Source organism: Sphingobacteriales bacterium, assembly GCA_016700115.1.
Lineage (GTDB): Bacteria > Bacteroidota > Bacteroidia > Chitinophagales > UBA2359 > UBA2359.
In genome coordinates this window covers 5,153,788-5,174,996 of record CP064999.1, presented here as the reverse complement: position 1 = coordinate 5,174,996, position 21,209 = coordinate 5,153,788, and the positions used below count along the sequence as shown (strand labels likewise).

Below are 21,209 nucleotides of genomic sequence, written 5' to 3'. Positions count from 1 at the left end.
CTGCAATCATCTTTATTTGCTGTCTGAATGGTGTACAGGTATCCTGAAAACTCAGGACAGAAAAGCAAATTTTCTACTACCTTTGCGGTCATTTTTTTAGAATAGACAAAAAGTCAGAAAAATTTGAACATGATAAAGGTGTTGAAATTTGGCGGCACATCTGTTGGAACTGCTGCAAGTATTGAAGAAGTTGGTAAAATTGTGAACAAAACAGCTCAGGAGTGCGACAAAGCGATCATTGTGGTTTCTGCTTTAGGAGGTGTTACTGATGCACTGATTGATACGGCACAAAAAGCAAAAGAAGGCGATGAATCCTACCGCGATCAGTTAGACGAGATTTACTACCGGCATCGTAAAACAGCAGAACAACTGTTACAACCTTTGGTGTTCAGCCGTATTCAGCCGTATTTGAAAGAACAAACCCGAAACCTCGAAAACCTGTTATACGGTGTTTCACTGATTAAAGAATTATCTCCCCGGGTATTAGATACAGTGATGAGTTATGGTGAAACTATGTCCTCTTTTATCATTGCCGAATATCTGATTCAATCTTTAGAGGGGAAAAAGGTAAAGCATCTGGATTCAAAACAGCTCATTAAAACCGATAGTGAGTTTGGTTCGGCAGCAGTCAATTTTGAACAGACCAATGCTAATTTAATAGAAGCTACCACAGAGACCCCCTGCATTTATATCATGGGCGGATTTATTGCTTCAAACCGGCATAACGTAGTAACTACTTTAGGACGGGGTGGGTCAGATTATACAGCCGCTATAGTGGGTGCAGCGGTTCATGCAGATGAAATTGAGATATGGACGGATGTGGATGGGGTGATGACCGCCGACCCCAGAAAGGTTAAAAAGGCTTTTTCTTTGACAAGAATGACTTATGAAGAGGCGATGGAAATGTCTCATTTTGGAGCTAAAGTCATACATCCTCCCACCATTCAACCGGCATTAGACCGGAAGATTCCTTTGCGAATCAGAAATACTTTTCATCCGGAATTTGAAGGCACCTTGATCACTGCTCAATCAGTTCCTGATGAGCATCCCGTGAAAGGAATCACTTCTATCGCAGAAATAGCATTAGTCAGTTTGCAGGGCAGCGGATTGATTGGAGTTACAGGAATAGCCGGCCGGTTATTTAGTGCACTGGCAAAACATCGGGTCAATATTATTCTCATTACACAGGCCTCTTCGGAACATTCTATTTCATTTGCCATCAAACCTCAGGATACCGAACGCGCATATCAGTCCATTGCTCAGGAGTTTGCCCTCGAAATGCGCAGCCATTTAGTCGAAGAACCTTTGATTGAAACCGGGCTATCTGTGGTGGCAGTCATTGGCGCAAACATGAGAAATTCCGTTGGAGTTTCAGGGCGAATGTTCAGGGCTTTGGGAATAAATGGAATCAATATAAGGGCTATTGCTCAGGGATCTTCGGAATTAAACATCTCAACTGTTATTCCGAAAACGGATGTCGGTAAAGCACTCAATGCCTTGCATGAGGCATTTTTTCTTTCGGATACAATCTCACTACATTTATTTTTAGTCGGTACCGGTCTGATTGGAGCTACTTTGCTCGAACAGATTCTAAGGCAGAAGGACTATTTGCTGCATCACCAACAGGTAGAAGTAAAACTAATTGGAATAGCCAATTCCCGCAAGATGCTGTTTGACCCGGAAGGAATAGATCTCTCAAAATGGAGAATTCAGATGGAAGCGAGCAGTGAAAACACGGATCTGTCCGGGTTTGTAGCGGGAATGTTGCAACTCAACCTGCCCAACAGCATTTTTGTAGATTGCACGGCCAATCCTCTGCCGGTTACTTATTATCGCCAAATCCTGTCGGCTAATATCTCTGTCGTTACTCCCAACAAAATTGCCAATTCGGGAAGCTATGCTGACTATCTTGATTATCGGCGTTTATCTTTAAAAAGAGGTGGTAAATTCCGATACGAAACGAATGTTGGAGCCGGACTCCCTATCATCTCTACGCTGACCGACCTGCTCAAAAGCGGGGATGAAGTGTTAAAAATTGAGGCGGTCTTATCGGGTTCACTTTCTTTTATCTTTAACAACTTCACCCCTCAGACCTCTTTCAGCAATATTGTAAAACAGGCACAGGAATTAGGTTTTACCGAGCCTGACCCAAGAGACGACCTGAGCGGTAAAGACATGGCAAGAAAGGTGTTGATTTTGTCTCGCGAAATCGGACACGTACTCGAAATTGAGGATATTCTGATTGAAAACATCTTACCCGAACCCTGTATTAAAGCCAAAACGGTAGATGATTTTTATTTAGCGCTCGAACTCAGCAACCCTCAATTTGCAACCATGCAACAAAAGGCAAATGACGAGGGCAAGAGACTGCGTTTTATCGCCATCATTGACAAAGAACAAACAAGCGTTTCTTTGCAGGCAGTATCCGCCGACAACCCTTTTTACCAACTCTCGGGTTCTGACAACATGATTGTTTTTACCACTGCCCGCTATTTATCGCGGCCTTTGGTGGTCAAAGGCCCCGGTGCCGGGGCAGAAGTTACGGCAGCAGGGGTTTTTGCCGAAATCATCAGTCTGGCCAATTATCTGGGGTAAGCTTTAATTATTTGGAATCTGCAAATGCAAGTCCTATCGCTCCACCAAAGTTCGGTTCGACCGCATCGCTCCTGCAATTGCCTCATTCAATCCGTTGGATGACTGCATAATCAATTCAAAATTGGAAGGAAATCCCATAGGCGGGAACTCGCTCAATCTGATCAGGTCCCGGTCTTTGTCTTTGTCCAAAGCTTTGGGGTCGCCTTGAATGACGGCAAATGAGTGGTCAAAAATTCCACTGGCATTTACCGGCACACTGACCAACCTCTGTTTGGTTTGCCTGTTAAAATAGTCAACGCTCCCCAACAACTGCGCTTCTTTTCGGAGGCTTACCTGTGTAACGCGGCAGGAAATGCGCACGTACTTATCTGTTTTGATTTTATTGCCGAGGCTGTCCAATATATAGTTTCCCTTAACATCCTGTGCATAAACCCATCCGTCAACAATTTCCCGCTCGCGGTCAAACTGTTTTTCTCTGTACGATTCCGGGCTGATATTGATAGCTTGCAGATTGACAATAATATCATAGTCATAATCAATATTTGGTGCAGGAGAAAGATGGTAAACCACCCATTCCTTATCTAAAAACCGCGTATCAAAATTGGCCAACTGCCGCTCCAGTTCAGGAGGTAATGGAATGCCCGAAGTGTTTTTGTTTTGTAGCAATACGAAATTTGTACCCATGTATCTGGCGCGGTTCAATTGTTCATCTGCATCCTTATAGTTTGGGTAAAGCCGTTTTACCTCCGTCAGTTGCTGATATGCCTGACGGGCACGCTGTTTGCTTCCTGATTCGAGCATTTTCAATGAAGAAGCATAAAGATATTCTGCTGCTTTTTGTTTGGCTGCAATCATATCATCAGTATAATCCTCAACCGGAAATTTTGCCTGCCTGTTTTCCGATTTTATCTTTAGCGGCAACAAAGGTTTTACTTTGTCTTGTCTCGAAGATAATCTCGAATATATCAGATAGACCTCCGACCAATTGTCGGGTTTCCCTTCTTTTTTCAAAAAAAGTATTCTTTGCAAATCACTCTCATTGGCTTTTGCGTAAGCCTCTTCCAGAATAAGCACTATCTTATCGTTGTCCTTGTCTTTTCTCAGTTTGCTGACCGATTTATTGATGGCAGCAACATAATTACCGGTATGCAGCATTTTTTTGGGTGTATTGCATGACTGTGAAATGATACCGGTTAATAGAATAATTACCAAAAAGTGGAGGTTTTTCAACATATCAAGGTGTTTCAATTTTTGATATAGAGGCAGTATCTCAATGATGGTTTAAAAATAGGAAAAATATTGGTTTATGTGTTCCGAACAATCTATCAGATTGACAAATCGGGTTTGATTGGGTTTCTCTACTAAATGCCGGACAATTTATTTCTAACAATTAGTCTTATTCAGATCTCCGGATTGCGCCTCAAAACTTTTTTTATTTCACTTAAACTGACCTGTTATATTTTTTTGATGACCGGGTTGCACTTGTATGAATAACATTCAACCCGGAGAGATAAATAGTTTGGTTGCCCCTCTGTATCAGCTATTTGATTCTGACCAAATTCTAATAGGTAGTTTGAAAAACAGACACCCAACATAAAAATACCGTCTAACATTCAACCAAAAGCAAAAGTCAAAGATCAAAAAACACTTGCCCGACATCGAAAAACAAACCCAACCTACCCGGTAATAATTAAAAAAAAACAAGATTTTGGGCGAAAAATACCCTTGGCCTAAGTTTAATGCAGGTTGATATATGGTTATTGCAGATGCACATTGCGTCATTGCAGGGGTACTTTGAGTCTTTGCAGAGGCTCATAAGTCCATTGCAGAGGTGTATTAGTCCAATGAAGGGGTATATTGAGTCATTACATGGGCACATTAGGTCTTTGCAGAGGCACACCAAATTATTTCAGATGCAAATAAGCCTATATCAAGGGTACATAGGGTGATTGCAGGGGTACAATGGGTCAATACAGAGGTACTTTGGGATAGTGCAGACGGGCTTTGAGGTTTTGCAGAGGCTAAAAAAAGGAGTTTCAGGATAATACTAACAAATTAGCGTAACAACAGTTTGGATGTTAACACTTGTGCTAAAAGTACGATACTTTCTCGAAAAAAAGTAAGCACTGCACATTTTTTTTTCAATTTGTTGATACAGGTAATCACACAATTCACTATTTTACAGCATCATCATAAAAAAACACATTGGGGAACACAAACAAACTGACAAAACATTCTTTAAACCGCATTTAAACTCCAATTTATGCGTAATGAAAAGAAATCTTTCCCTGTTTCCAGCTTTAAGTACATGGTTGTCTTCGTATCACTTTCCCTATATATATGGGGGGGGGGTAATGTGTTAATGACACAACCTCTGACTGAACTTGATTTTTGCGGGGTGATTGTCAAACAGCCGCTTGGAGGTGGGCAAACGGCCAAATACTTTGATCGTTTCGGCAATGAATATACCGATGACGATTTCCCTTATCCCGGCGACGGTTCCGGTGCATATAAAGAGATTTGCCAAAGCGGTCATTTTGAACTGACGTTTACGGGCGCTTGGACGAGCGACGAAGAAGCCACGATTTGCCGGGTGTTTAAAGATTTGTCGGATACGATAGCAAACCCTGCCCTGGCAACGGTAAAAATATTGGTCGAAAAAGCATCTTTGGACGGCGGAGTTTTGGGTACGGGGTCTCCCGTTTGGGAAGCCGGATGCGGCATGGCAGACAGCCGGATTTTGCAACGGCTAAACAACGTTTTTGCGATATCCCCCCCTGACGGATATTTGGGGATGATGGAGATTCACCAAACCGCCCTTTGGCATACCATAGCAGACGACGACTCGTTACAAATTGATTTAGGCATAGACTCTTTGCATTACGACCTCTATTCGGTTGCCCTGCACGAAGCATTACACATTTTGGGCTTTGCTTCCTTAATTACGACTCAAGGATACTCCCAAAACGGTTTTTACAGTCGATGGGATAAGTTTTTGTTTTCTGTTGTCGATAGTTCCTATCTTATATATTCTTCCCCTATAAGCGGATGTTGCAGTGAGTATGCGTTTAATTCGACTGATTTTAATAATATGCCTGAAGATTTTGAAGAAGGCTGTTCTCTCGAATTAGCATTTCGCAATGATGCCGATATTATATTAGCACCGGTAAATGTAGCTGACTATATTGATTTTTCGAATGATGATTCCACTTTTCTTTTTTTAAATAAATTGTCGCATTTAGACACTGCTTGTATAGCGGCATTGTTTTTAAATCCCGCAAACTATGTGATGCACCCCTATATCAGTACAGGTGAAATGAGGCGTTCCATAACGGATGCCGAATTGGAAATTCTGTGCACGCTCGGCTATCATGTTACAGATACACTGAGTGGGCAAAATTGTGCGCAAGACTGCATGGCAATTACCAATCCCGATACTTACCAAATTTTTCTGCAAGGCACTTCTGCCAATAACCCTCTGGTCATACCGGTTAACGGCGGAAACGGCATTCTAGCAAACGACGTATTGCCGGAAGGAACAACATTAACATTGAGTATTGATACTGGTTGTTTATTTGCCGGCGATCTAAGCATAACTTATACTTCAGATACCATTACAGTTATTGCTTCTTCAACAGGAATATTTCATATTTGTTATACTGTTGAAAGTTGTGACGATATTTGTGTAACCGAAATAGTAACAATTTTCGTAAACAACCATCCCATAGACACCCAATGTTTCGACCCTTCATGCAATTTGGTCTGTTTTGGAGATTTTGAGGAGTTTGTACCTGGTGAGAATAGCTTTTTTATTCAATTTGACGAAAGTTTAGGTGTGGAATATTACGAATTTGAAAATCCTTTTTTAGAGGTAGAAAATAATACCCCTGATATATGGCAATATGATGGAAACAATGGACTCACCTTAATCAGATGTGCCGATGGAATTTGCCATTGGGAAACAGCAAGTATTCCGCTTTCCAATCCTATACCTCCCGATTGCGAGGTAACAATTGGTTTTAATGCGGTAGCATTTCACAAAGGGGTTAATTCTCCTGTTTCATACAATCCTACCTTGCTGATTACGGCTCTAAATGAATATCCCTGCCCTTCTTTCCCTTTTTTCGGGTGTTCGCCAGATACTTTTTCAATTTGTGAAGGGAACATTCTTGCTGCAAACATGACTTCGCCTTCCGATTGCGGCTTGGAATTAGAAGCAATTTATATGGCTTCACCAGATTCAATAATGCCTTCTTTAGATTTCTCAATGTCACCATATTATACTTTTACATGGACAAACAACACAGACGAAGACATGAGCATTTTGTTATTCAGTGTATTTGATTCTGCCGGAGGTATTGGCTCAGAAGGCACATACAATATTTATCTTGACAACCTCTCCGCCACCTTAGACTGCATGAAAAAGGTAACTTTAGAAGCTTACGACATGGACAGCCTTTGTATGGGCACTTTAGTGAATATACCCTATATCCTTTGCCTCGACAGCCTTGAAGCGGGCGATACTGTTAATGTCATCATGCAAACCAATGTAGGCGGCATACCCGGATTGACCGTGGTTCCCGGCTATAGTGATTTTGATTATACCGGAACGGCTTTTGTAATGCTGACCGATTCCATCCCCTGCGATACCGTTATCCTTAGTTTGCAGATTGGGAACTCGTTTACCAACGGGGAGGAAGTGGTTATTACCTCTCAACTCACCAATATTGATGCCGATTCCAACGAGTTGATATGTACTGACAACGAAAGCGAAGGGTTAGAGATAGTTTTAACCGTCTATGATTGCGAACTACCACCCGTTTATTGTTTGGACATGCTCGAGTTCTTCACCGTAACCCCCTCATCACCAAATGTCTATGCACTAAATGAGTACGACACTTCCCGGTTGAGCTACTCTCCATCTTCAACGCAGGTCTGGCAACCGGGTTCACACCCGTTTACTGCAATTACCGGCAGTTCGCCCGACCTGTCGTTCAACGTGGATTTGGTTATCCCTACCAACATTCAACTGACCATCAAAGACATGAACCTGTTTTTTGCCCCCGACAAACGCATACTTGTGAAGCCTCGAGCAATCCTAACCCTCGATAAAACCATTATTGACGGCGTTTGCGATACGATGTGGACAGGCATTCAGGTCGAAGGCCCCGGTATAGATGTTGTTCCGACAGGTTCAAACGCAGGTACGCTTAATGCCACAGGATCTAAAATCAGCAATGCAATAATCGGCGCTGCCAATATGAACCTGTCTTTGCTCAACAACAACGAAATAGCAAACACTGACCCTCCCGATAATCCCTATATAAATATATCCTCAATAGCCTTACCGTCTTTGTTCTCCGGCATTGCCAAAAGTACAGGAGGCGGAAGAATAAACATCCACAACTCAACAATGAATAACTGTTTTCAGGATACCAATGTCAGTTGGAACAAAGACGCGCACTACTATTTTTCCAACAATCAATATGCCCATGACGGAGCTTTATGGTACCCCTTCGATACCTTATCTATTGGTCCTGAAGTAGGAGTAAGCGGCCTTTGGATTGGCCGGTTGGTGGTAGAAAACTCCTCTGTATCGCAACACAAATACGGCGTAAGGGCAAACGAAGCTGACTATGTAAAAGTAAACGACAATGTTTTTATTGAAAACATAATCGGCGTTTCTTCCCGTATTTATAACAGCCCAAATAATACGGGATGCGATATATTGGACAACGAATTTACCGATTGCCGGCTCAATGTGCAGACTGACGGTGGCGAAATTTGCGAAGTAATTGGAAATATTTCCAACGAAAACGGCAACAGCATGGACTTTTATGGCGGACAAACGACAGCCGGATTTTATTTCAGAGGGTCTAACGTATTAGCGCTCAACAACTTTTTACATCGTTCTCATCTCGGCATCATTGCTAATCAGAGTGAAACAAATGGCAGCCTTATAGCCGGAAATTTAGTGAACAACTCTGTAGTTTCGATAGTGTCGGAAGGCAACAACAATGCTGTAAAATTATTTTGCAACCATCTGCTCGATTATCAGGTGTACGGCTTGGACATCCGCCCTTATGGTACATCCAATGGTATTCTTCCGCCACAAGGAAATTGCACACCCCCTGCTCAATCCCCCGCAGCCAATAACTTTATTCCTGCTTCCGGCGCTGTGTCGGATATTAAATTGGCCGGTCCCATCACCGGCGGCTTTGAAGCGGAGGATTTAGATTACCATGATGTTAATGCAACTTCGCGCACTGATGTCGATAACTCTTCAATAGGTGACTATTTGCCGACAGATTGTCCGCCTACCGACTTAGATGTGTACTGTCACGATTTAGGTTATACTCCCTATTCCGATGTAAGCCAATATGTAGGATGGGAGTTTCTGACCGGAGGCGGCGGTGAACCGACCGATGAACAACTATCTATGAGTTTTTTGCTCCTGCTTGCCGACAGCAGTTTTAACGAAGCCATGGATTTGGCAAGGCAACACGATACGCGGCTCGTCGCCAAACACCGCCTTGTTCCTTATTATATAGAGAACGACAGTTTGGTTAAAGCCCAAAATCTGCTCAACCAAATCAGTGCCGGCGATGCAGAAAACACTCGTTTTAAAGAGTTCAACCAACTATTATTAGACTTGCGAAGCGACAACCGAACAATTTTTGATATAACGGCAGAAGAGGAAGAACAACTCATGGAAATAGCCCAAAGCGATACCAAAACCGGCTATAAAGCCCAATCGGTTTTATATGCCGCAAAGGGAATAGAATTTCCGGTAATCCTGCCGGAACTTCCGGGCGGCGGCGGGGAATGGCAAACCACGTTTAAAAATGCGACTGAAAAAGTATCTGCCCTCTATCCCAACCCTGCCCAAAACGGCGCAAGTTTCAGACACCGTTTGAGAAGTGATGAAACCGGTAGTTTACAAATTTTTTCTTTAATGGGCAATGTTGTAGGAACGTACCACTTTAAAGGTGAAGGCGTTCAAGAGATAGACATCAGCCATTTGCAAACGGGACTGTATTTCTGCAATTTTAAAGTCAACGGAGAAACCGTCCGCATGTCCCGACAGTACATCTTCAAGTAATTTTTCCATTACCCGACAAGCCAAGAATACGTGTGTTTTATTCGAAATATGCGTATCCTTGGCTTGTTCAAATCCTTCATTTATGAAAACATTTATAATAGCTGTGCTTATTATGGCATTGCCTGTATTGCCGTATGCCCAATCTTCCAAATATTTCGACAAAGCCTTAAGTTGGGCGGACAACAATAATGCACACAAGATTATGCAAAACGAGAACGGGGGTTATTTTTTAATCTCCACCGATAAAAATAATTTTACTGAACTTTGGAAACCACATTTTGTCGAATTGGACAGTTACGGAAATATAATATCCGTCACAAATGTTGCGCCGGACAGTTTACAAGGGAGGCTTTACGATGCCTTGTTATTCGAAGACGAAGTTATAGGAGTAGGAGCCTTATTCGAAATCACAACCCCGTCTTGGTTAGCAACCCCATGGTTTATGAATATTACTTATCTAAACTCCCAGGAAAATGAATTTGAAAATACGACAATGACAGGTGAATGTGGCGGTAGCAAAGTAGCAATTGCCTGTGAATTGAGTACCAATAATCGGTTGCTTGTCGGGGGGTATCAAAGGATATGTGGGTATGGTCGAATGTTACAGTTCTTAATTATAGACCCGATTTCCAAAGAGGTCCTTTTAGATACGATATACAGCAACCTGTTTGTGCCAGATAAACTTGACTGGATACAAGACATGGCCGCCACGTCCGATGGAGGTGCCTATTTGTTGGCCTCGATAAACATGGGCGGATTAGAAGGCGATATTGCCCTAGTCAAGATAGACTCTCTCGGTAACTGGCAATGGCACCAAATATACGATATCGGCTCAGATTTCTGGGATTCGGAAGACTATGCAAGTTCTATTATATCTACACAAGACGGAGGTTTGATTTTTACGGGTAGAAATTCGCTCTATGTGTCTGAGTTTTACGGTTCAACTTTTAAGTTGGCCTCAGATTTTACGGTTCAGTGGCATTATCAGGAAAGCTTTTTTAGAGGAGCGGCGGTTGAAATTTTTGAATTAACAGATAGTTCTATAGTTTTAGCGGGGTGCGGTAGTTCCACTCAAGCGCCTAATCTTGTACGAGGCGAGATAGTAAAATTGGATAAAAACGGCAATAAACTTTGGCGGCGGACTTACGGGGGCAACAAAAACGATTATTTTTATGGTGCCATCGTCCAAAACCACGACCAAAGCGGCAAAAGCGGCTATGTACTCTGCGGCAGAACGGAAAGCAACCTGCCCCCCGGCAGGGCCGACGCATGGTTGGTGCGCCTCAACTGCATGGGTCTGCTCACCGAGCCGGAAGCCTTGTTTTCGCATACCGTTCTGGCGGGAGCTCCGCCCAATGTCATCACCTTCATCAACCAAAGCCAATACGTCTATCCCGACAGCATTGACGGAGGTTACTATCGCTGGAACTGGGGCGACGGCACTCCTCCTTTTATTTGCGGTCAAGGATATGAGCCCTGCGGAGGCAGTTTGCCCAATCACACCTATCAGACGCCGGGCATCTACACCGTTACCCTTACCGCCATCGTGTGCAACGACACCTCAACCTACACGCAGTACGTATGTGCGGGCAATTACAGTCCGGGGGCGCAGGCGTCGTTCATTCATGAAGACTTCGGAGGGACGGTCTTTTTTGCCAACACGAGCCAAAACGCCCATTTCGACCAAACAGGCATCAGTGTATGGAATTTCGGCGACGGCAGCTTCCCCTCCTACGAAACCCATCCCCATCACACCTACGCCGAAAACGGCAGCTACACCGTCACCCTGACGGTAGTGGTCTGTGCCGACACTTCGGTTTACGCGCATGAGGTGGTCGTGCAGACGGTCAGTTTACCCCCCGACCCCCTAAAGGGGGAGAATTCCATCCTCGTTTACCCTAACCCCGCTCAAAACACGCTGACCTTTGCTCTTACGGAAGGGTCAAAGTCCCCTTCAGGGGATTTAGGGGTAACAGAAGGCGGCAAAGTAGAAATAAAACTCCTTTCCCTCACCGGTCAAACCGTCCTTCAAACAACTTTTGCCGCAGGCGAAACGCATAAAACCGTTTCTGTGGCGCATCTTCCGGCGGGGTTGTACGTTTATGTGGTTGAGAACGGCGGTGTTGTAGTGGCGAGGGGAAAGGTGGCGGTGGTGCGGTAGTGTGTTTAAAAACCTCATAGTTTTGCCAAAACTATGAGGTTTGGCAAATCGTATTGGCAAAAGAAGGCGACAACCGGCACACTTTTTTTGAAAAGGAACTGGCTGATAATGGCAATTCGTACTATTTTAACAGCAAGACATTTCCTTTGGCAATTCGAACCGGATCACCGACATCTTCTGCAAATTGATATTCTAATTTCCAAACGAATAAACCGATTGGCATTGGTTCGTTGATAATACTTCCATTCCATCCTTCGGCAGGATTTGTAGTATCAAAAATTAGTTCCCCCCAACGATTGAAAATTAGAAGCCGGTACTTGCTCAATTCGCAATTGAATATTGGTTTGAAGACATCGTTCACCCCATCGAGATTTGGTGAAAATGTATTCGGAACAGTTGCGCCGCACCGGAATGGAAGGCACTTCTCAAACAATAAAGAAACAGTATCACTTACTGTTCCACAGGCATTACTCGCCTGAACCCAATATTTGCCGCTTTGAGAGACAGTCAGAGTGGGTTCTGTAGAACCGTCTTGCCATAAAAACTCAACATTGGTGATTCCGGTGTTTAGTGTGATGGCTTCACCATTACATAATGTCAAATCAGGTCCTAAGCTGATTATTGGAGCAGATAAAACTGTAACTGTCGCCATGCCCGATGTTATACCCTGACAGTTAGCATCTTCTACGGCAATCAACGTATATAGCCCGCTTTGTGTGGCCGGCAGTTGAAAGTTATTAGAGGTGGCAGTTAAAACCGGCTGAGGTTGTCCGTCAATCGCATAGTTGATTTGCCAGGGCGATTGGCCGGTTAATGTGATGTTCAGAGGCAAGTTGTTTGGTGTTGCATCTAAACAGATTTCACCACCGCTTCCGGTTAAAGTGGCGATGGGATAACAAAGCTGACAATTAAACGCGCCGGTCAGAACGGTTTCACAATGATAAGAGTCTGAAACCTTAATCGTATAAGGCGAACTGTTTAGAATTATATCGCTGGTAAATAAATTGCCTGTTAGTGTTCCTCCAATCCCTTCAACCTGATAAGTGTTGGGGTCGCCTCCTGTGATGTTGAAGGAAATGGTGAACCCTGTTTTGGCAGGGTTACAGTTTCGGTCAAAATTGGTTATTTGTGGTTTTTCCTGAATGACGGTAACGGTTACTGAAGCAGTAAGATTGCATTGACCGGTGGTTGAAGTTACGGTATAAGTAGTGGTTATTTCAGGAGTTGCTATTGGGTTGGGGCAATCGGTACAACTCAATCCGGTGGTTGGTGTCCAAAGGAGTTCACCTGCTTCAAAACCTCCGGTTGTACAACCTAAAGTTGTAGATTGGCCGGCACAAATACAAATATCATTTCCGGCGCAGATACTATTGATACCCGCCGGAATAAAGGCTGCGTTCAAAAACAGCCGCTGCGCCTGTAAAACGGCATTTGCAGTAGAAGCATCAGAAGGGATAGTGGTAAAAGTAAATTCATCACCGCCACAATAATATAAATTACCTCCCGGAGATACTCCGTTTAAATCGCCACCGGTCAGCACAAAGCGGTTAGCACCAATGGGTGTGTTGATGGTGAGGCAGGGATAGGTAAAAGGTCGCCAACTACTGCCTGACGAAAGGCTGTAAGTTCCAACAGTACCGGTAACTAAACCCGGAAAATTGCCCTGAATTTGCATGACCGGTAAATCGTTGGCCAAATAAATATAAGGAGGACTTATGAGATTGTTAACAGGGGTTATTCCTGCGGTAGTCATTAACAAAGTTTGATTTTCTAAACCAATGGCCATGCCAGACTGCGCCCAGAAATTACCACCCCCGGCTATAAAATTGTTCACGGCATCTGCATAAGCAGCAGTAATATTGTCAGCAGGATTTGCTGCCGGTTGAAGGATGAAGGTAAAACATCCGTTGCCTGACAAAAAATCGGTATTGTTGATGATTGAAACAGGAACATGGGCTGCGTTAAAGGCTTGTTCAAATGCCGGAGCATTGCTGTTGTTGCTGATAATTGCAATTTGTGGCGGGTAATATAGGCAATACCGAACATTCATGTTCATCGTATTATTTAAAGTATATACCGCCACATTTTGCCCAAAGCCGGCAATGATATTTTCGATATCGGGTTGATTGTCAGTATTTAGCGGGTTGCAAACTGCTGCATTGATTTGCCCTATATCTATGACAAATGCGCTGCTGATAAAATCATTGCTGACAGGTGCCTGTATCGAGGGAAATAACCTCGTAATGTTCGCGGTAAAATCGGGAGCATCTTTTGGTTTGGCGTTTCTTATGACCCATTTAACAGGCACTTTGTTTTCCAATAAGCGGTAAACTAACCCGTATGCAGCCAAATTGATGGCGGAATAACTGATTCCTCCGGGCAAATCTGAATAAGAGGCAGATTGTTTGGAAAGGTCAAGCGGAATTAAATAAGAACCGGACTGTATTGATTCGAGGTTTTCTGCTACCGGAGGCAATTCCTGTGCCTGACAAACGAAAAAAGTACTAAAAATTGCAATGAAAAATAAACCATACTTAAAAACCCGCGAAAACTGGAAGACAGATGCTGTTTGAGGCATGATGAACAAGTAGTTGAATATGTTACCGGCAGTCACGGTGACGTGTTGAATTCAGCATTTAAAAAGTTGCCCCTTTATATTGACCTGACAAAAGGTTAAGGTGGGTTCGATGTTAAATGCCGGCACAAAGTTACATATCGTTTTCAAGGATGCCATCCTTTATTGAATTAATGTCAGAGCTTGCACATTTTTTTAGATCGCTTTTACTAAGTATTGCCTTTTTGTTCCACTGATATTGTAAATTAGCACTGACCGTTGCATCTTTACACGCAATATTTGGTCCACATTTAAACTTAGTTGATTCATGTACACTGTAATTACCGGAGCCACGAAGGGAATTGGCAAGGCACTGGCTTTCCAGTTTGCCAAAGAGAAGTTTCATCTGGCAGTTTGTGCCAGAAATAAAACAGACCTTCAGCAACTAAAAAATGAATTAATCAGGCAATTTCCGGAAACCGATGTAGTCTATCAGGTGGCCGATATGGGAGTTAAAAACGAAGCTATAGCTTTTGGCGATTTCGTAAATAAACACTGTAAATATGTTGAAGTACTAATCAACAATGCCGGGTTGTATCAAACAAGCCCCATTTTGCGTGAACCGGATGGTTTGATGGAGCAGATGATGGCTGTTAATGTGTACGGTCCTTATCATTTGACCCGTGCAATTTTACCAGACATGATGTCGCGCAAACGGGGGCATATTTTTAACATCTGTTCGGTAGCTGCTATGAAAGCTTTTGACGGATGTACAGCATATACTACTTCTAAACACGCCTTGTACGGTTTGTCGAGAAGTTTGAGGGAAGAACTGAAAACCTTCAATATCAAAGTAACAAGTGTATTGCCGGGTGCTGTTTATACTGCATCGTGGGAAGACACAGAAGTCAATCAACATCGCATCATGGCACCTGAAGATATTGCAAGAATGATTATTGCCAGCTACCAGTTATCGGATTGTACTGTGGTGGAAGACCTTGTATTAAGGCCTATGATGGGGGATTTTTAACCAATTTTGAACCGATAGAAATCAACCAAAATCGAATGAATATTATAGTAACCGGAGCAAGCTCGGGAATTGGTTTTGAGCTGGTAAAAATTTTTTGTCAAAGCCAGCATCGGGTGCTTGCAATTGCCCGAAATGAGGAAAAACTGAATCACTTGCAAAGTTGTTGTGCCGAAGACAGCCTGATTCCGGTAGTTTGTGACATAACTCAACCCGATAATCCGAAACTAAAAACAGCCATTACCTCCTTATCCGGATCTATAGATGTGGTCATCAACAATGCAGGGTTGCTGATTAACAAGCCGTTTATGACTTTAAATGATGAAGACTGGCAGCAAACATTTGAGGTCAATGTGTTTGGTGTGGTGCGTTTTTTACAATTTCTGCACCCGTTTCTTAACAGGAGGAATGCACATATTGTCAATATTGGAAGTATGGGAGGATTTATGGGCAGCTCCAAATTTTCCGGCTTATCAGCATATAGTGCAGCAAAAGGTGCTTTGGCAATTTTGACAGAATGTCTTGCAGAAGAATGGAAACTGGATAATATCAGGGTAAATTGTCTTGCCTTGGGTGCTGTTCAGACCGATATGCTGTCCGCTGCATTTCCCAACTATCAGGCACCGCTTAAAGCAGACGAGATGGCTGAATGGATCGCTTATTTTGCATTAAACGGATACCGGTTTTTTAATGGTAAGATTTTACCGGTGTCTTTAGATACTCCATAAAAAAAAACAAGGGCAACTCGTTAAAGCGGCCCTTGTTCCTTGGTGTTGAATTAACATTAAATATGGTTGAACATTTGCATTTTCCAACGTGCTTCGCGTTGAGCTCTTTCAATTTCCAGTTGCTGGCGTTCTTTGAAAGATAAATTTAACTCCTCGTTATTTTTCAGGTCGAGTGTCCTGTTCTGGTTTTTATTCTGTAGATTTTTCATAAAAAACATTTTAAAGGTCATCAAATCATGGATGAAACCCTTTATCAAATAGGTTTGTTCACCGAAACAGGTTAATAAAAGTTAAAACACCGACTTTTGCTTATTTTTTGGCAGAAATCTGTTTCTTGGGCACCGGATCATACCCATGCCCGCCCCATGGATGGCAACTCGACAAACGTTTGATTCCCAGATAAACGCCTTTGATTACTCCCCATTCTTCAATAGCTTCTAACATATAGGTCGAACAGGATGGAGTGTATCGGCACGAACCACCTAAAAACGGGGAGAAAAATAGTTGATACAAGCGGATGGGGAAGATAAATATTGCTCTGATGATTTTGTTCATGCCATTCTTTTGTGCCGGTTATCCTTATTTTCTGTTGTCTATGTAAAAAAGCAAGATGTAAAATTATCTAATTTCTGCCAGAATCTTGTTTTGTAACTGTGTTATCCTATCCCTGAACTAAAAAAGGGACTTACTATTTAAACGTAAATTAAACCTGTTGTATATTCCATCTTTAAATCTAACTTTGTTATGAATTAGAAGTTACCGGTAAAAATTTGTGTTGGTTTTGTTTAGATTGAAAACCCGGTTTGCGATTCTTAGCTATAAAACAGATACAACTGCCCTAAGTTTTATTTCATATTTCAGTTTGTATTCCATGAAAAATGCACTGAAAAGATTTTTCACTTATTCCAACCGCGACATGCGCGGAATTTTGGTATTGACGGCAGTTTTGATTCTTGTACTTTTTGTGCCTATGTTGCTTAAGTTGTCAGAGGTCAATCAACCAACAGAGTTAAAAACTTTTGAAGAAGAGATTGAATTGTATCGTGTACAAAATTTGAAACAGGAAAGCGAGAATAAGCGCGAAGCTTATTTCCAAAACAATCAAAAAACAATTAGCGAGTCAGAAACTACTGGAGATTTATTCCAGTTTAATCCTAATGAGTTGAACTTTTCAAAAGCCAAAAAACTCGGTTTATCTGACTTTGTAGCAAAAAATATCGAAAAGTATCTGAACAATGGAGGCAGCTTTAAAATGCCGAACGATTTAAAGATAATATATGGTTTGTCCGCTGATGACTTTGAAAGATTAGAACCTTATATGGTGTTTGAAACTTCTGAGGTAAAAACTGCTTACAGAAAAGATTCTTTAACTGATAAACTTAAACCCTTTAATCCGAATACTATTTCGTTGGAGCAGGCTTTAATGATAGGCATACCACCTAAAGTTGCCAATAGTATGATAGGTTACAGAGAAAAAGTAGGAAGCTTTAAACAACCGGAAGATTTTAAGAAACTTTACGGACTGAGTGAAGAAGACTTTCAAAAGATACGTCTTTTTTTAGTGATTGAAACTCCCGAATCAATTTCTGGAAGTTCTGAGAAATCAAAAAAACCTGAACTTATTGAATTTGACCCCAATACTGTTTCCAAAGAACAGGCTATATCTTTTGGTCTTTCACCCAAAGTGGCTCAAACATTAATCAATTACAGAAATAGTGGCGGTAAGTTTAAACAACCAGAGGATTTTAAAAAAATTTATGGGCTGTCAGAATCTGATTTTCTGATGTTGTTGCCTTTTATTGTGATTATGCCCGATAGTTTACCCCAAAAAGCAAATGCTGTCAAGGGCACACAAATTGATTCTTCTCAAAGAAATTATTCTAAGTTTACCGGAAAAATAGACATCAACGACTCTACAATTGAGGATTGGGATAAACTACCCGGAATTGGAACAACTTATGCAACTATGATCACCAAATACCGGAAAAAATTAGGAGGATTTATACATATTAATCAGGTAAAAGAAACTTATGGGTTGCCGGCAGAAACATACGAAGGAATACTTCCACAGTTGGTGAACGAATCCCCTCATTTAATAGAAAAGATCAACCTGAATACAACGGATGAACAAACTTTGATAAAACATCCATATATAAGCAAAGCCGTTGCTCAGTCTATTGTCAATATGCGTTTGAGACATGGCAAATATAAATCAGTGGAAGGGATCAAGAAATCAAAAGTTATTGACCAAACTTTGTTTGACAAAATCTCCCCATACCTAAGTGTTGAATAATCAGGACATCCTGAAAGAACTGTACTACGCGCTTTGGCTGATAAAGCGCATTGGTTTTTATACCATCTATACTTACAAATTACCAAAACACAGTTTCGCTCATTAAAATCAGTGAAATTCCGGCAACAGCTCCCGATACAAACAAAGTCCAGTCACGCTGTGACAATTTCAACAAACGCATAACCACAGAAGCTAAAATCAGGATAATTGCAACGATTAAAATCTGCCCGACTTCCAATCCAATGTTGAAGGCGAGTAGCGGTTTAACAATACTTTGCTCTGTTCCTAACAAAGCGGTAAAATAATTGGAAAAACCTAATCCATGAATAAGTCCAAAAAACACAACCATTAGATAAGTTCCGGTAATTCGAAACATAGTTCCGGTTGATTTTGGTTGATTTAACACATTGTTGATTGAGGTGAGGAAAATAGTAACAGGAATTAGGAATTCTATAATTTCTGAAGGCAGAACGACAATTTTTAGTGCTGCAAGGGCAAGCGTAATACTATGCCCAACAGTAAAAGCGGTTATTAGAATTAACAGATGTTTCCACTCCTTGACGGTGTAAATGGCACAAAGCGCAGTTATAAAAACAATATGGTCGTAAGCTCCCAAATCGGCTATATGTTGCCATCCGAGTTTTAAGTAAAGGGTAAATTCCTGCATGTTGATGTAAAAAATCTTTTAAAAATTGGGTGATAAGTAATTGGTTTGTTGATTTTCTGAAAAATTCTATATTTTTGAAACAGGGATATTTATACAAGTTTAACTAAGTGTGTAAAATTCATCTTTGTTTTGAGTATGCAGGCGTATATAACCGGCTAAAGTCAATTTTACCAGTATCCTTCTTGCTCTGCGTTCTGAAATATTGACCAATCTGGCAAACTGTTTCAGGGTAATCTTTTCTCTTTTTTTGAGATAGTCGAGTAAGCCGGATTCTTTGGAGTCTAATTTTAGGGAAGCAAGATGGCTTTCGTCCTCCTCATGGTTTTTGTATTCATTTTTGATGACTTTTACCACCAATTTTCCCGCAGGCATGGTTTTATTGCCAACCCTGATATAGGCTTGTTCACTTCCGTTTTTAGTCAGCGCTTTATGTGGTTTAAAGCTACTCTCTTCAATATAAACCGCTACAACAACCAAAAAATCTTCGAGATGTTGCCGGATTGAGATTGAAACAGGGGGCACACAATATAGTGTCGCTGCATCATTCAATTTTTTAATTTCCATTTCCGGTTCAACAACGCCAACAATTTCTCCATCATCAGAAATGCCGGACAACAGATACCCGCCTCGTGTATTTGCAAAAGCACAAATAGCTTTGGCCACTTTATAGGGTTCAGAAATCATGACTTTAAACTCCAGTTGGTCGCCTTCTCCTTTTTTAATCCAATCCCTTACTTTGTTGTGATGTTGAATAATCATAGCCGGTAAAACAAGAGTTACACTAAAAACAAGCCCTAAAGTTAAGCTGCTTACTGAATGGAAGTCTGAATTTTACTTAATTTTGCCCAACGTAACTTATAAAAGTAAAGAAAATGGATCATCAGCAGAGCGGATTTGATATTGACCTTGGTAACCAATGTTCACAAAATGCCTTTTCCTGGGCCAAAAAGACCTTTAAAAACCGAACCGGTAAAGTAGGGCAAGTAGTTATGAAGGTGGATGGTGCTTTTTCGAATATGCTCGACTTTCATGGAGTAAAAATCGGAATTACTTCTGATGGAATTGGCACAAAAATAGAATTGTCGGAAAGAACAGGTATTTACGATTCTTTAGGGTACGATTTAGTTGCAATGGTTGCTGACGATTTGATAGCAGGAGGCTTTGTACCGACTAGTATTTCGAATATTTTAGACGTAGATCATCTCAGTTATCCCATCATAGATGAATTGATGAGAGGGCTACACGATGCATCTAATTTTGCAGGGATTGCAGTAACAGGAGGGGAAATCGCTGAATTGGGTAGTCGCATTTCAGGTTGGGGCAACAAGATGCACTTTAACTGGTGCTCTACAGCAATCGGAGTTTTGCATCCCAAACTTAACGAACCGATTGACGGCTCAGCCATTCACGAAGGAGATGCTATTATTACATTGCGCAGCAGGGGATTTAGAAGCAACGGATTTTCAGCCATTCGCAAGATTATGTCCGGACATTTTGGAGATAACTGGCATACTGAAAATTATTCTGAAGAAAAAACATGGGGGGAGGTTTTACTCACACCGTCTTTAATTTTTGCTCCTACAATAACGCGGGCGTTGGACGCAGATATTCACATCAAAGGGATTGCACACATTACCGGTGGAGGTATCGCCGATAATTTCAGGAGGGTATTGAAAGTCAACCAATTAGGTGCTCATTTTCATAATTTATTTCCTCCCCATGATTTTATGACCCAATTGATGCAGCTTGGAAAATTGACCCTTCAACAAGCCTATCTTTACTGGAATATGGGCAATGGAATGTTGGTAGTAGTGCCCAACTCAATGGCAGAAAAATCTCTCGAAGTTTTACAAACAGGAGAATACAAGGCACAAATTGCAGGTCATATTACCTCCAAAAAGCGGATTCTCATTGAAACAAACTCCGAATCTTTGATTACTGCTTTGGAGCATCAATAAAAAAAGGGAAGGACAAAGGTAAAACCCTGCCTTCCCTCCAACCATTTTCTAACCAAATTTAAACCTCAAAATATCTTTAAAATAAAGAACCGGTCATGTAACATAAACGGCCTCATTTTACATG

Annotated in this window: 13 protein-coding genes; 7 read left to right on the top strand and 6 right to left on the bottom strand. The window is 41.7% G+C overall.

The window, feature by feature from the left end:
- Positions 1-132: 132 nt before the first annotated feature.
- Positions 133-2,595, top strand: coding sequence for a bifunctional aspartate kinase/homoserine dehydrogenase I (thrA, locus tag IPM47_18525; protein ID QQS31524.1), 2,463 nt, complete (start codon positions 133-135; stop codon positions 2,593-2,595).
- 33 nt (positions 2,596-2,628) lie between these two features.
- Here the strand turns inward: thrA and IPM47_18520 are convergent, their stop codons facing one another.
- A complete protein-coding gene (locus tag IPM47_18520) occupies positions 2,629-3,807 on the bottom strand; it encodes a hypothetical protein (GenBank protein ID QQS28814.1) in 1,179 nt (392 codons plus the stop codon).
- A gap of 1,051 nt (positions 3,808-4,858) precedes the next feature.
- On the opposite strand from IPM47_18520, the gene IPM47_18515 reads away from it, so the two are divergent.
- Both IPM47_18515 and IPM47_18510 read left to right on the top strand, forming a co-directional pair.
- A complete protein-coding gene (locus tag IPM47_18515) occupies positions 4,859-9,697 on the top strand; it encodes a T9SS type A sorting domain-containing protein (GenBank protein ID QQS28813.1) in 4,839 nt (1,612 codons plus the stop codon).
- 82 nt (positions 9,698-9,779) lie between these two features.
- Positions 9,780-11,858, top strand: coding sequence for a PKD domain-containing protein (locus IPM47_18510; GenBank protein QQS28812.1), 2,079 nt, complete (start codon positions 9,780-9,782; stop codon positions 11,856-11,858).
- Positions 11,859-11,979: 121 nt separating this feature from the next.
- Here the strand turns inward: IPM47_18510 and IPM47_18505 are convergent, their stop codons facing one another.
- The gene (locus tag IPM47_18505) at positions 11,980-14,436 is read right to left on the bottom strand and encodes a gliding motility-associated C-terminal domain-containing protein (GenBank protein QQS28811.1); all 2,457 of its coding nucleotides are present in this window, start codon (positions 14,434-14,436) and stop codon (positions 11,980-11,982) included.
- Between the two features lie 304 nt (positions 14,437-14,740).
- Here IPM47_18505 and IPM47_18500 point away from each other — a divergent pair, with 304 nt between their 5' ends.
- Both IPM47_18500 and IPM47_18495 read left to right on the top strand, forming a co-directional pair.
- Entirely contained in the window at positions 14,741-15,442 is a 702-nt protein-coding gene (locus tag IPM47_18500; protein ID QQS28810.1) for an SDR family NAD(P)-dependent oxidoreductase, read from the top strand.
- 35 nt (positions 15,443-15,477) lie between these two features.
- The gene (locus IPM47_18495; GenBank protein ID QQS28809.1) at positions 15,478-16,167 is read left to right on the top strand and encodes an SDR family oxidoreductase; all 690 of its coding nucleotides are present in this window, start codon (positions 15,478-15,480) and stop codon (positions 16,165-16,167) included.
- A gap of 56 nt (positions 16,168-16,223) precedes the next feature.
- On the opposite strand, the gene IPM47_18490 is transcribed toward IPM47_18495, so the two are convergent.
- Together IPM47_18490 and yidD are read right to left on the bottom strand one after the other, a co-directional pair.
- Positions 16,224-16,376, bottom strand: a complete 153-nt coding sequence (locus IPM47_18490) for a hypothetical protein (GenBank protein ID QQS28808.1) — start codon at positions 16,374-16,376, stop codon at positions 16,224-16,226.
- 100 nt (positions 16,377-16,476) lie between these two features.
- Positions 16,477-16,722, bottom strand: a complete 246-nt coding sequence (gene yidD / locus IPM47_18485) for a membrane protein insertion efficiency factor YidD (GenBank protein QQS28807.1) — start codon at positions 16,720-16,722, stop codon at positions 16,477-16,479.
- 316 nt (positions 16,723-17,038) lie between these two features.
- On the opposite strand from yidD, the gene IPM47_18480 reads away from it, so the two are divergent.
- On the top strand, positions 17,039-18,460 hold the full coding sequence (locus IPM47_18480) for a helix-hairpin-helix domain-containing protein (protein ID QQS28806.1): 1,422 nt from the start codon (positions 17,039-17,041) through the stop codon (positions 18,458-18,460).
- Between the two features lie 79 nt (positions 18,461-18,539).
- On the opposite strand, the gene IPM47_18475 is transcribed toward IPM47_18480, so the two are convergent.
- Positions 18,540-19,127, bottom strand: coding sequence for a HupE/UreJ family protein (locus tag IPM47_18475; GenBank protein ID QQS28805.1), 588 nt, complete (start codon positions 19,125-19,127; stop codon positions 18,540-18,542).
- Between the two features lie 99 nt (positions 19,128-19,226).
- Complete coding sequence (locus tag IPM47_18470) at positions 19,227-19,886, bottom strand: putative DNA binding domain-containing protein (GenBank protein ID QQS28804.1); 660 nt, start codon at positions 19,884-19,886, stop codon at positions 19,227-19,229.
- A 113-nt stretch (positions 19,887-19,999) separates the two neighbouring features.
- On the opposite strand from IPM47_18470, the gene IPM47_18465 reads away from it, so the two are divergent.
- Positions 20,000-21,085, top strand: a complete 1,086-nt coding sequence (locus IPM47_18465) for a phosphoribosylformylglycinamidine cyclo-ligase (GenBank protein QQS28803.1) — start codon at positions 20,000-20,002, stop codon at positions 21,083-21,085.
- The last annotated feature ends 124 nt before the right edge of the window (positions 21,086-21,209 follow it).